This is a genomic window from Brevibacterium sp. AGC70 (assembly GCF_057334195.1).
Genome location: NZ_JBHFIH010000014.1, coordinates 61,850 through 74,375, shown reverse-complemented (window position 1 = coordinate 74,375; position 12,526 = coordinate 61,850). Strand labels below are relative to the sequence as shown.

Below are 12,526 nucleotides of genomic sequence, written 5' to 3'. Positions count from 1 at the left end.
CCCCCCCCCCCTTCTCTGTGTGCTCTTGACGGCTCTGCCTGTCTTCAGCACGGCGCTGGTGCAGTCAGCTCTGCCTGCGAAGCGCAGCGGGGTTCTGGTCTAATTCGGCAGCGAGGTCGTAGAACAGCTGTGCCCCGCGATCGACATCGGCCGCAGACTTGCAGAATGAGTAGCGGATCGATGATCGGTATGCGCCATACGCAGGCGATCCGTTCCGGCACAGGGCAGGCACAGGTATCCCGACGATCGAGTACCGCCTGGCCAATAGGTCGTTGAGCTCGAAGGCGTCAAGATCGGTCAGGGCCGAGAAGTCGACGACGGTGAAGTATCCTGCGGCCGGTGTAGACGCGATGACTCCCGGAACAGCACGACAGGCCGGCACCAGGACCTCCGCTCGTTTCTGCAGTGAGGATCGATTCTCGGCCACGAAGGTCGATCCATCGGTCATGGTCCGCGCCAGGCCCACCTGCAGGGGAGCGCTTGCTGTGAACGTGAGGAATTGTTTGACCGCCTGAATGGCCTCCCTGACCTCAGGCTCAGCAATCACCCACCCGATCTTCCATCCGGTCGTGTTCCACGACTTTCCCGCCGAGGAGACTGTGACGACTCGTGCTCCGTCGTCCATGGCCACCGCCGGCGCCACATGGGGCATGCCATCGAGGATCAACTGTTCATACACCTCGTCGGTGAGGACCCAGGCGTCCGCGGAGACTGCGGCTTCACCGATGCGAGCCAGGTCCTGTGCGTTGAACATGAACCCGGTCGGGTTGTGGGGAGTATTGATGATAATGATCGAAGGGAGGCTGTCGGCAGCGGTCACAGCCTGATCGAAGCTCTTCCAGTCGGGCGCGAACCCGCCTTCCGCGGTCGGAAGGATCGGCACGGTGACCAGCGATCCTCCGGCAGCGGTGATCGCCGCAGGGTAGGAATCATAGAACGGCTCGAAGGCGAGCACGGTCCCGCCGCGGGGGAGCAGGGCAAGAATGGCGGCAGTGAGGCCCTCTGTGGCCCCGCACGTGTAGAGCACATGCTGCGGTGACACCTCGTGCCCGAAGTCCCGAGACCGCTGTTGGGCCACGGCCTCGAGCAGTGCAGGATATCCCTGACCGGGTGCATATTGGTTCCAGCCTTCTCGCATCGCCTCGGCAGCGGCATCGATGAGCTCGGCAGGAGCATCGGTTCCCGGTGCTCCCTGTCCCAGATTCACTGCTCCGGTCTTCGCTGCCAATGCTGTCATCTGACCGTAGATCGTCTCACCGATCGTTCCGTCGGCATTGATCAGACCGGCCGCATCAGCCATCGAATGCCACAGATCGGCACGCATCACATCGGGCATCTGTCTCCTTCTGCAGAGATGATCGGGTTTCGGTGAGAACTCACACTTGTGTGTGCGCAGGAGGGGCGGCAGGGGCAATCCGTCCCAGCGAATCAAGGGTTCGTTCATGCAGGCGCGAATTGCTGGCCAGGGCATTTCCGCCGAAGGGCCCGCTGACCCCTGCCGTGTTCGTGAACGTCCCACCGGCTTCCAGAACGATCGGAACCAGCGCACCCATGTCGTAGAGCTCGAGTTCGGGTTCGCATGCGATGTCGACTGCACCTTCGGCCAGAAGCATGTATGAGTAGAAGTCGCCATAGCCTCGAGTCCGCCACAGGCTCTCACACAGGAGAAGGAATTCGTCGAGGACCCCGAGGGCCTTCCAGCCGGACAGCGATGCGTAGGACATCGAGGCATCCCCGAGGGAATCGACGTCGGAGACGTGGATGCGTTTGGCGGCTTCTCCCAGCGCCGAGGTGAATGCTCCCTGACCTGCCTGGGCCCACCATCGGCGACCGAGAGCGGGAGCGGAGACCACGCCGAGGATCGGCGTCTCGCCGTCGTAGAGCGAGATCAGGGTGGCCCAAATCGGAACTCCGCGGACGAAGTTCTTCGTACCGTCGATCGGATCGATGATCCACCGCCTCGGCGAACTTCCGTGGGAACCGAATTCCTCCCCGAGGACGCTGTCATCCGGACGTTCGCGGTGGAGGCGTTCCATGATCGCAGACTCCACGGCCCTGTCGCATTCGGTGACGGGTGTCAGATCGGGTTTGGTCTCGACGGTGAAGTCCTGGGCCACGAAATGACGGTAGCTGATGGAGTCTGCGAGGTCGGCGAGTTCGGTCGCCAGGTCGAGATCGTTCATTCCTCCACCTTATCCAGTCGAGGGCAGCAGTCTGCGCAGCGACTCCAACCGTGAGACTCCGCCGGGTCCCGCATTGCCGGCATCGACCCAGGCGTCGAGCTGGCAACCCGGCGCATCGGCCTGATGAGTGCACCCGCGTGGGCACTCGGCAGTGGCTTGGACGAGTTCCGGGAAGGCTGAGATCAGCGTGTCCCGATCGACATGGGCGAGCCCGAAGCTGCGGACGCCAGGTGTGTCGACGAGCCAGCCGCCGCCGTCAAGACGAAGGCAGATCGCCGACGACGAGGTGTGCCGACCGCGCCCGGTGACATCGTTGACATGGCCTGTGGCTCTCTCAGCGCGGGGGACCAGCGCGTTCATCAGGGTCGATTTTCCGACTCCCGAATGTCCGACCAAAACGCTGATCTGGCCCTGCAGACGATCGAACACCGTCGCATCGGTCAGCGTCCCGTCGGGGCTGAGCCCGGAGGACACGATCTCCACTCCGGTCTGCGAGAACCGTTCAATGATGTCATCGGCCGGTTTCAGGTCGGTCTTGGTCACGATGAGCAGGGGAGCGATGCCGGCGTCGAAGGCCGCTGTCAGTGCCCGATCGATGAGCCCGTATGAAGGCTCAGGGTCCTCGGTGGCGGTGACGATGCCCATGACGTCGACATTGGCAACGATCACCCTTTCCGTCGGATCCGTGTCGTCGGCGCTGCGACGCAGCAGGGACCGCCGTTCTGTGATCTCGACCAGGCGCGCCAAAGATCCCTTGCTGCCCGAGGTGTCTCCGACGAGCTTGACGATGTCGCCGGGCACCACTGCATCTTTGCGCAGGTGGGAGGCTCGTACAGCCGTGACGTCTGAGGTGGCGGCACCAGCCGTGTGGGATTCACGGACGTCACCGGTATCATCGGCGACGACTACTCGATATCGTCCGCGGTCAACGGCAGTGACGAGTCCCTCGATCGCTTCGTCGTGCTTGGGCCTGTTCTTCGTCCGTGGCCTGGAGCCGCGTCTGCTTGGGCGAGGGCGGTAATCCTCGTCGCGGTAGATCCGTGCCATCTCAGGCGCGCCGACTGAGCATGTCTTCCCACAGCTGGGTGAATTCGGGCAGTGTCTTCGCCACAGTGTCGGCGTTCTCGATGACCAGTCCATCGACGTGCAGACCGAGAATGGCTCCGGCCATGACCATCCGGTGATCGTTGTACGTATGCCACGTTCCTCGGCGCGGGGCCGAACCGGTGATCGTCAGAGACGTCGGCTGTTCGTCGACGTCGATACCGATGGCACCGAGCTCGCGGCGCAGGGCCGAGAGCCGATCGGTCTCATGCCCACGGAGATGGCCGATCCCAGTCAGATTGGACGTGCCGTCGGCGAGTGCTGCCAGGGCAGCTACGACGGGCGTGAGTTCACCGATGGCAGAGAGATCGAGGTCAACTGCTTGCAGGACTTCGGGCCCCTGAACCCGCAGACCATTGCGGTCCAGGGTCACAGTACCGCCGAAGGCTTCGGCGATGGATCGGAATCCGTCACCGGCCTGTGTCGTATGAGCTGGCCAGTCGAGGACGGTGACATCGCCGTTGGTGGCCATGGCCGCGGCGACGAAGGCTGCTGCGTTCGACAGATCCGGTTCGACGTGGACATCGAGTCCGCGTGGCAGGCCAGGCTCGACGATCCACCGTTCGGGTTCGGGCTCTGTGACGTCGACCCCCGCATCGGCGAGGACTTCGATGGTCATGTCGACGTGGGCCCGGCTGGGCACGGAACCGCCGTGATTGACGAGCTCGATTCCCAGGGGCAGCGCAGGGGCAGTCAGGAGCATCCCCGAAACGAATTGGCTGGAGGCGCTGGCGTCGATCTCAAGGTGCCCACCACGAAGGTGGGATTGTGAGTGGATCGTCATCGGCAGCAGGTTGTTCTCTGCAGTGATGGAGGCGCCGAGGCGGGTGAGAGCGTCGATGATGACTGACATCGGCCTGACCCTGGCCTGCTCGTCGCCATCGAGGACGATCTCGCGTCCGGTGGCGGCGGCGAGCGGAGGAACGAAGCGCATCACGGTTCCGGCGAGACCGCAGTCGATGGTGATCGGAGGATCTTCACGGTGTGCGGCGAAATCAATGGGGGTGATGTGCAGACTGCCGTCGACTTCGTCGATGTCGGCCCCGAGCGCTCTCAGCGCCTCGACCATGAGCAGCGTGTCACGGCTGCGCAGCCATCCGCGCACAATTGACTCGGATTCGGCTAGAGCAGCGAGGATGAGATAGCGGTTGGTCAGGGACTTCGAACCGGGGACGCTGACATTCGCGGTGACGCCGCCACCGGCGACCGGAGCAAGCCAGTCGCCGGTGGCGGGTGCAGTGAGATCGGGTGTGTCAGTCAACGCCAAGTGCACTCATTGCCTGTTTCGAGGTGTCTTCGACCGAGGACCAGAGATCTTCGGCGGCATGCTGCGTGCGCCACCAGAGTCCTGGCTTGCCCGCTGTGTCGACACTGGCCAGCAGCGCGCCGCCGAGCATCGAGGTGCGGATCAGGGTGCGCTCTGTGCGCGCCCGTTTGTCTTCCTTCGAAGTCGCCTTTTCCGCTGCGATACGTTCACCGACGGTGTCGAGGAGGTAGGTGCCGACGAGGATCGTGGCGCTGAGACGAGGGAATCTGCCGATAGCCAGCAACGATCCAGCAGCGACCTGAGCCGCCCCAGTGGCGCGTGCCAAGGTAGGTGCGTCGATGGGCACGTCGATCTGCTTGCGTGCCATGTTCAGCAGCGGACCGATCGATGCGGCTGCCGCTTCTGGTCGGCGCAGACGATCGACCCCGTTGCTGATGTAGCCGGCGGCCAACATGGGCCGTGCCAGGAATCTGATTGGAGACACTATGGTCCTTCCTACGTGTCGGGCATCTCACTGGCAAGCATAACGGTTGTCCGGGAATAGTGGGGGCTCGTCCTGGTGTTGATCAGAGAACACGCACCGGTGAGGGCGATCCTGCCGGTGCCGAGTCGAAAGGCAGAAGGAGAAGTCTGTGAACGCCACTGCCGTCCTAGAGAGAACGGGCGTACCATTGACTACGATGACCGAATCAGTCAAAGAAGTCCCCGAGACCAAGGCCGAACGTTCGGCCCGTTTCGAGCGTGACGCTCTGGAATATCTCAATCAGCTCTACGCAGCTGCTCTGCGGATGACCCGAAATCCTGCCGATGCCGAGGATCTCGTCCAAGAGGCCTACGCGAAGGCCTACGCGGCGTTCCACCAATACAAGCCGGGAACCAACCTCAAGGCATGGCTGTACAGGATTCTGACGAACACGTTCATCAACAACTACCGGAAGAAGCAGCGTCAGCCGCAGGAACACGGCAGTGAGGACATCGAGGACTGGCAGATCGCCCAAGCCGCGAGTCATTCCTCCTCCGGGGGCCGCTCGGCGGAACTCGAAGCGCTCGACCATCTGCCTGACTCCGACGTCAAAGACGCGTTGTCGGAGCTTCCGGAGGACTTCCGCATGGTGGTCTACTATGCCGATGTCGAAGGTCTGCCGTACAAGGAGATCGCTGAGATCATGGATACGCCTATCGGCACGGTGATGTCGCGTTTGCATCGGGGGCGCCGTCAGCTGCGTGACAGATTGGCCGATTACGCTGCGGATCGCGGCTTCTCCAAACCTGCGGGAGGTGCGAAATGAGCGATGAATGCTGTGAGAGTGTGCGTGCGGAGTCTCTGACGCGCATCTACCATTATCTTGACGGGGAGCTGACTACGACGGAGATCCGTGAGATCTCGGTGCACCTCGAACAATGTCCGTCGTGCCACGACGAGTATGAGATCGAGGCACTGCTCAAGGAGCTGGTGCGCAGGTCCTGCAGCCGGGAAGAGGCACCGATGGGACTGCGTGAGAAGATTCGTCAGCGCATCGCCACTGAACAGACAGTCTGGCCCGGCGCTGGAGCTTAGTCGCCTGCAGCGCACATGAAGAGGACGGCGCACATGAAGAGGGCGGGAAGAATAGATATTCTCCCCGCCCTCTTCACATGTCCTGAGCTGATTCGAAAGAATCAGCCGTTCGGACGCTTACCATGGTTCGCGTTGGAACGACGACGGTCGTGACGCTTACGGCTGCGCTTGCTCATGACTACACTCCTTCACTAGATGCTTCATTCTTTCATGACGACTGTGCCTGGGCAAAGTGTCACCCATGCCTCAAGGACCAGGCTCCTGCGGTTGAGGCGGCAGCGCGGAGATCAGGAATCGCCCATGGCATCCTGGACGCCGAGCCACGGGAACCACCCCCGGTGCAGAACCAGCCAGGAGAGCAGACCGTAGCCTTCCTGTCCGGGAAGATGGTCACGCGAGGATGCGATCTCCCGCTGCCACACAGGATGGCCGAGCAGGGGCGTGAACGTATCGACATAAGCGATGCCGCGTCGTTTTGCGACATCCGAGAAGCTCGTATTGAGCTCAGCGATTCCACGATTGCGCTCGGAGTTGTACTCAGGGGGAGGCCCGATGACGAACGCCGAAACCTTCCGTGCCAGTGCCTCGTCGAGAACATTGGCCACATCAAGACGGGCACGGGCGACCGAACGACCCGAATCGAGATCGCCCGAACCCAAAGCAAGGACCAGCCGATTGTCACCGTCCGAGGTGTACCTCAGGGACGCCTCGGCGATGGTGCGGGCATGCAGACCAGAAGAGTCCTCGTGCGGCACTGCCAAAGGAAAGACCCTGAGATCGGGCAGGCTGGGCAACGTCCTGGCAGTGACGCGTCCAACCCACCCGAGACCACGACCATCGCCGTGACCGGCGACCAGGGGGCCACCGATCACAGCAACGGTCGTCGGAGTCACGGTGCTCACCGGCGGAAGATCCGGTCGATGACTTCCTGCTGCTGGACTTCGTGGACATGTTTGAGTCCAGTTGCAGTCGCAGCGGAGGCAGGACGAGAGATCACGGTTATCTCACGGTCGCCCAGCAGCTGTGGCATGTTCAGCGCCATGAATGGCCAGGCTCCCTGGTTCTCAGGCTCTTCCTGTGCCCAGATCAGCTCTGCGCTGTCAGGGTACCGGTCGAGCAGAGCCGCGATGGAGTCTTCGTCAAGCGGGTAGAGCTGTTCGACGCGCACGAGTGCAGTCTTCGTGTCTTCACGCTTCTCCCGCTGAGCCAGCAGCTCCCAGTAGAGCTTGCCGGAGACCATCACGACACGGTCGACCTTTTCGGGATCGACGACGGCATCGTCTATGACGGCCTCGAACGTTCCCGAGGTGAAGTCCTCGGGAGAGTTGGCCGCGGCCTTGAGTCGCAGCATCGACTTCGGGGTGAAAACGATGAGCGGACGTTTGTTCGTCGTCATCGCGTGGCGACGCAGCAGGTGGAAGTACGACGCACCATTCGATGGCAGAGCCACCGTCATGTTCGACTCGGCACACAGCTGCAGGTAGCGCTCGATGCGAGCAGAGGAGTGGTCGGGGCCCTGTCCCTCGTATCCGTGGGGCAGGAGCATGACGACGCCGGAGTTCTGCTGCCACTTCTGTTCCGAGGACGAGATGAACTCGTCGATGACGGATTGGGCACCCTGCGCGAAGTCACCGAACTGAGCTTCCCAAGCCACCAGTGCATCCTTGCGCTCGACCGAATAGCCGTATTCGAAGCCGACCGCCGCGTACTCGCTCAACAGCGAATCATAGACCCAGAACCGGGCCTGTTCGTCGCTGAGGTTCTGCAACGGCGTCCACTCGTTGCCGTTGACGGCGTCGATAAGCACCGAATGACGCTGCACGAACGTGCCGCGACGCGAGTCCTGGCCAGCGAGGCGAACAGGAATTCCGTCCATGAGCAGCGAGCCGAAGGCCAGCAGCTCAGCGAAGCCCCAGTCGATTCCGCCGGACAGCGACATCTCCTTGCGCTTCTCAAGGAGGGCACGCAGCTTCTTGTGGATGGTGAAGTTCTCCGGAACAGCGGCGAAGGTCTCACCGATGTGGTGCAGCGTCTCCGTGCTGATCGCGGTCTCGGCATTGTTGAACGCTTCGATGTCACTGGGCACATGCGGTGCGTTGAAGGCGTCGCCGTCGTCGGAGCCGGTCTCGGCTTCCTTTGTCTCGGCGAACGCCGATTCCAGCTTCGACTGGTAGTCCTTGAGCGCTTCGCTGGCCTCCTCATCGGTGATGCACTTCCTGCCGACAAGCGATTCGGTGTACAGCTTGCGCACCGAACCCTTCTTCTCGATGAGGGAGTACATCAGCGGCTGCGTCATCGATGGATCGTCGCCCTCGTTGTGTCCGCGCCGGCGGTAGCAGACGAGGTCGATGATGACGTCGCGGTTGAATTCCTGACGGTATTCGAACGCGAGTCGTGCTGCTCTGACGACGGCTTCGGGGTCATCCCCGTTGACGTGGAAGATCGGTGCGTTGATCGACTTCGCAACGTCGGTGCAGTAGAAGGACGAGCGGGCCGAGGCGGGAGGGGTGGTGAAGCCGACCTGGTTGTTGATGATGATGTGGATCGTGCCACCGGTTCGGTAGCCGCGCAGCTCCGAGAGGTTGAGGGTCTCGGTCACGACACCCTGACCTGCGAACGCCGCGTCGCCGTGGACGAGGACGGGAAGCACGGTGAAACCGGCTTCTCCCTGGTCGATGAAGTCCTGCTTGGCGCGCACGATGCCTTCGAGGATCGGATCGACGGTCTCGAGGTGGCTGGGATTGGCCGCGACGTAGACATCGGTCGAATTGCCAGCAGGCGACGTGAAGGATCCCTCGGTGCCCAAGTGGTACTTGACGTCGCCGGAGCCCTGAACGCTGTCCGGAGACATCGTTCCGTCGAACTCACGGAACATCTGTGCGTAGGACTTGCCTGCGATGTTCGTGAGCACGTTGAGACGTCCACGATGGGCCATGCCGATTGCGACCTGTTCCATGCCGGTGTCAGCCGACTGGTTGAGGACTTCGTCGAGGAGGACGATGGCTGACTCGCCGCCCTCGAGGCTGAAGCGCTTCTGACCGATGTACTTCGTCTGCAGGAAGGTCTCGAAGGCTTCGGCCGCGTTGAGGCGACCGAGGATGTGTCCCTGCTCAGATCGAGTCAGCTCCTGATGCGGAACCTCGATCTTGGCCTGGAACCAACGGCGCTGCAGCGGATCGGCGATGTGCATGTATTCGAAGCCGATGGTCCGGCAGTAGCTCTCGCGCAGGAGACCGAGGATGTTGCGGAAGGGCATCATCGGCTTGGCCCCGAAGCCGCCGGTGGGGAACTCGCGTTCGAGATCCCACAGGGTCAGACCGTGTTGATTGATGTCGAGGTCTGGGTGCGAGCGCTGACGGTACACGAGCGGATCGATGTTCGCCATAAGGTGTCCGCGGGTGCGGTAGGCGTCGATGAGTTCGATGACGCGGGCGGTCTTATTGACATCGTCCTGGTCTTCGGCCGAGACGTCAGGCACCCAGCGCACGGGCTCGTAGGGCAGTCGCAGCGACTCGAAGACGTCGTCGTAGAAGCCGTCCTCGCCGAGGAGGTAGCTGTGGACGAGCTTGAGGAACTCACCGGATCCTGCGCCCTGGATCACACGGTGATCGTAGGTGGACGTCAGAGTCAGGACCTTGGAGACGGCCAGCTTGTTGATCGTGTGCTGGCTGGCACCCTGGAACTCTGCCGGGTAGTCGAGTGCACCGACACCGATGATGCATCCCTGTCCCTTGGTCAGACGAGGCACGGAGTGTACGGTACCGATTCCGCCGGGGTTGGTCAGTGAGACCGACGTGCCCGCGAAGTCGTCAGCTGTGAGCTTTCCCTGCCGAGCCTTGTCGACGAGGCCGTCGTAGGCATCGACGAACTGGCGGAAGGTCAGAGTCTCAGCCTTCTTGACGTTCGGCACCAGAAGAGTGCGCGAACCGTCCTTCTTCGGCACGTCGATCGCGAGACCGAAGTTCACGTGTGCGGGGGAGACCATGACGGGCTTGCCGTCACGGACATCGTAGGTCACGTTCTGGGAGGGGAAGTTCTGCAGAGCTCGGATGACTGCGAAGCCGATGAGGTGAGTGAAGGAGACCTTTCCACCACGGGTCCGCTTGAGGTGCGAGTTGATGACGATTCGATTGTCGATGAGTGCCTTTGCCGGCAGCGCCCGCACGGACGTGGCCGTGGGAACTTCGATCGAATCATCCATATTCTTGGCGATCAGCTTCGCCGGACCGCGCAACGGAGTCACGGTCTCTTCGGGAGCCGGCTTCGGCTCAGTGTCCTTCACGACGACCTTGGGCACGGACTTGGTCTCGGCCTTCAGAGTCTCGGTCTGTGCCGAAGACGGGGAGATTCCGCGGGGACTGTCATCCGCAACAGAGTCTGCGCCCGAGGTGTCCTTGGCGGACTTGTCGGCAGGCTTCGCAGGAGCCTTCGCTGCTGATTTCGCGGCCGGCTTGGTGCCGGTCTTCGCTGCGGGTTTGGCGTCTGCAGTCTTCGCTGCTGCTCCATCCCCGTTCTTTTCGTACTTGTCGAAGAACGGCCACCATGATTGGTCGACGGAGTTCTTATCGGACTTGTACTGTTCATACAATTCCTCGACCAACCACTCATTCGACCCGAAGTCGTCGACGGTGCGGTTCGGAGTATTGACGGACACGGCGTTGATCGCCTACTTCCTGATTCAAGAATTGCTGCTTAACGACATGACCAGCCTAACGCGATGTACCCGAGTATGTCCGCATAGGGGACAATAGTGTTATGCGTTTCATCTCAAATGACCCGAATAATGATCTGACGTACTCAGATGTGTTCCTGGTTCCCAATTCGTCCTCACTGACTTCCCGGTTCGACGTCGACCTGTCGACGACCGATCCGACCGGCTCGACGACACCGATCGTCGCTGCAAATATGACCGCCGTGTCCGGTCGTCGGATGGCGGAGACCATGGCTCGCCGAGGTGGCCTCGCTGTTCTGCCGCAGGACATCCCCCTATCTGCTGCCCAGGACACGATCGAGTGGGTGAAGAGTCGCGATCGCGTCTTCGATTCGGCGCTGCGGTTCTCCCCGGAGGACACAGTGCTGAGCGCACTGCACGTCCTGGCCAAACGGTCCCACGGCTACGGAGTGGTCGTCGACGACTCCGGCAAGCTCGCCGGGGTGATCGATTCGACGAGTCTCAAAGGCGTCGACCGGTTCACTGCGGTGTCTTCGCTGCTCGAACCGTCGCCACATGTCATCCGGGCTTCGGACATCGACTGGTCCGATGGCGCACAGCTGGAGTCTCTGTTCGAGTCCATGAACGAGGCCCGGACCCCTTTCGCAGCCGTCGTCGATGACAGCGACAGGGTGCTGGGGTCCCTGACTCCCAAGTCGCTGCTTCGGTCATCGATCTACGCCCCCAACCTCGATGATCAGAACAGACTGAAGATCGCCGTGGCGGTCGGAGTCAACGGCAACGCCGTCGACCGAGCCTCTGCGCTGGTCTCAGCCGGTGCCGATGTGCTGGTCGTCGACACTGCCCACGGCCATCAGGTGAAGATGCTCGACACCTTGAGCTCGATCGCGGGCGCTGACCTGGGAGTGCCCATCGTCGCCGGCAACGTCGTCACCGCCGATGGTGTTCGCGACCTCGTTTCGGCCGGTGCTCAGATCATCAAGGTCGGTGTCGGCCCCGGTGCTATGTGCACGACGCGCATGATGACGGCCGTCGGCCGTCCGCAGTTCTCTGCTGTTCGCGAATGCGCCGAGGCTGCCAGACAGCTGGGTGCTCATGTCTGGGCGGACGGAGGAGTGCGCTATCCCCGGGATGTGGCGCTGGCTCTCGCCGCAGGCGCATCACAGGTCATGGTCGGCTCGTGGTTCGCCGGCACCCACGAGTCTCCGGGTGATCTTCTTGTCGACGGTGAAGGCCGCAAATACAAGGAGAGCTTCGGCATGGCTTCGGCGCGGGCAGTGGCGAACAGGACTCGGACGGAGTCTGCTTTCTCCCGCGCACGCAAGGGCCTGTTCGAAGAAGGCATTTCTTCGTCGACGATGTACATTGACCCAGAATCTCCCGGTGTCGAGGATCTGCTCGACGGCATCACTTCGGGCGTACGCAGCTCATTCACCTATGCAGGAGCCCGCAGTCTCGGGGAATTTGCGGAACTCGCAACGGTCGGAGTTCAGAGCGCTGCAGGTTACGATGAAGGCCGCCCTCTGTCCCGGAGTTGGTAAGATCTAGCCATGCACAGTGACAGTCCCAGCCGGCGGGAAGCCGGCGCCCCAGACGACGACCCTCACCCGTTGAGGCTCGATCTCATCACCTACTCCGATCTCCTGACCGCGAACGGCGGGGATCGTCACTGATGGAATGGTTCTACCTTGCGTTAGCCCTCATCCTCATCTGCGGCACCGGCGTCTTCGTCGCTGCCGAGT

The 12,526-nt window shown here is 62.2% G+C and carries 12 protein-coding genes; 4 read left to right on the top strand and 8 right to left on the bottom strand.

Going from position 1 to position 12,526, the window contains the following annotated elements; translation table 11 throughout:
- Positions 1–64: 64 nt before the first annotated feature.
- Genes ACE03M_RS10490 through ACE03M_RS10470 form a run of 5 tightly spaced genes read right to left on the bottom strand, consistent with a single transcriptional unit; the run spans position 65 to position 5,038 of the window.
- Positions 65–1,336 carry an aminotransferase class I/II-fold pyridoxal phosphate-dependent enzyme gene (locus ACE03M_RS10490; RefSeq protein ID WP_485933908.1) on the bottom strand — a complete coding sequence of 424 codons (1,272 nt, stop codon included), beginning with the start codon at positions 1,334–1,336 and terminating at the stop codon, positions 65–67.
- 40 nt (positions 1,337–1,376) lie between these two features.
- Entirely contained in the window at positions 1,377–2,183 is an 807-nt protein-coding gene (gene hisN / locus ACE03M_RS10485) for a histidinol-phosphatase (protein WP_485933907.1), read from the bottom strand.
- A 9-nt stretch (positions 2,184–2,192) separates the two neighbouring features.
- Positions 2,193–3,230, bottom strand: a complete 1,038-nt coding sequence (gene rsgA / locus ACE03M_RS10480; protein ID WP_485933906.1) for a ribosome small subunit-dependent GTPase A — start codon at positions 3,228–3,230, stop codon at positions 2,193–2,195.
- Between the two features lies 1 nt (position 3,231).
- Complete coding sequence (aroA, locus tag ACE03M_RS10475; RefSeq protein ID WP_485933905.1) at positions 3,232–4,548, bottom strand: 3-phosphoshikimate 1-carboxyvinyltransferase; 1,317 nt, start codon at positions 4,546–4,548, stop codon at positions 3,232–3,234.
- Positions 4,541–5,038 (bottom strand): DoxX family protein, encoded by a 498-nt coding sequence (locus tag ACE03M_RS10470; protein ID WP_143923327.1) that lies wholly within the window; start codon positions 5,036–5,038, stop codon positions 4,541–4,543. The genes aroA and ACE03M_RS10470 overlap by 8 nt, the downstream gene beginning before the upstream one ends.
- A 148-nt stretch (positions 5,039–5,186) precedes the next feature.
- On the opposite strand from ACE03M_RS10470, the gene ACE03M_RS10465 reads away from it, so the two are divergent.
- Complete coding sequence (locus ACE03M_RS10465; RefSeq protein WP_485933904.1) at positions 5,187–5,843, top strand: sigma-70 family RNA polymerase sigma factor; 657 nt, start codon at positions 5,187–5,189, stop codon at positions 5,841–5,843.
- Complete coding sequence (gene rsrA, locus ACE03M_RS10460; RefSeq protein ID WP_143923325.1) at positions 5,840–6,112, top strand: mycothiol system anti-sigma-R factor; 273 nt, start codon at positions 5,840–5,842, stop codon at positions 6,110–6,112. Before ACE03M_RS10465 ends, rsrA begins: the two co-directional genes overlap by 4 nt.
- Before the next feature lie 101 nt (positions 6,113–6,213).
- On the opposite strand, the gene ACE03M_RS10455 is transcribed toward rsrA, so the two are convergent.
- From ACE03M_RS10455 to ACE03M_RS10445, 3 genes are all read right to left on the bottom strand, one after another.
- Positions 6,214–6,288: a 50S ribosomal protein bL37 gene (locus ACE03M_RS10455; protein ID WP_373270343.1), complete on the bottom strand. Its 75-nt coding sequence runs from the start codon at positions 6,286–6,288 to the stop codon at positions 6,214–6,216.
- Between the two features lie 111 nt (positions 6,289–6,399).
- On the bottom strand, positions 6,400–7,014 hold the full coding sequence (locus ACE03M_RS10450) for a GDSL-type esterase/lipase family protein (RefSeq protein WP_485933903.1): 615 nt from the start codon (positions 7,012–7,014) through the stop codon (positions 6,400–6,402).
- Positions 7,011–10,766, bottom strand: coding sequence for a multifunctional oxoglutarate decarboxylase/oxoglutarate dehydrogenase thiamine pyrophosphate-binding subunit/dihydrolipoyllysine-residue succinyltransferase subunit (locus tag ACE03M_RS10445; RefSeq protein WP_485933902.1), 3,756 nt, complete (start codon positions 10,764–10,766; stop codon positions 7,011–7,013). Before ACE03M_RS10445 ends, ACE03M_RS10450 begins: the two co-directional genes overlap by 4 nt.
- A 101-nt stretch (positions 10,767–10,867) precedes the next feature.
- Between ACE03M_RS10445 and guaB1 the strand changes: the two genes are divergently transcribed.
- Positions 10,868–12,325: a GMP reductase gene (guaB1, locus tag ACE03M_RS10440; RefSeq protein ID WP_143923322.1), complete on the top strand. Its 1,458-nt coding sequence runs from the start codon at positions 10,868–10,870 to the stop codon at positions 12,323–12,325.
- A gap of 9 nt (positions 12,326–12,334) precedes the next feature.
- Positions 12,335–12,457: a hypothetical protein gene (locus tag ACE03M_RS10435; protein WP_260848174.1), complete on the top strand. Its 123-nt coding sequence runs from the start codon at positions 12,335–12,337 to the stop codon at positions 12,455–12,457.
- Positions 12,458–12,526: the final 69 nt, after the last annotated feature.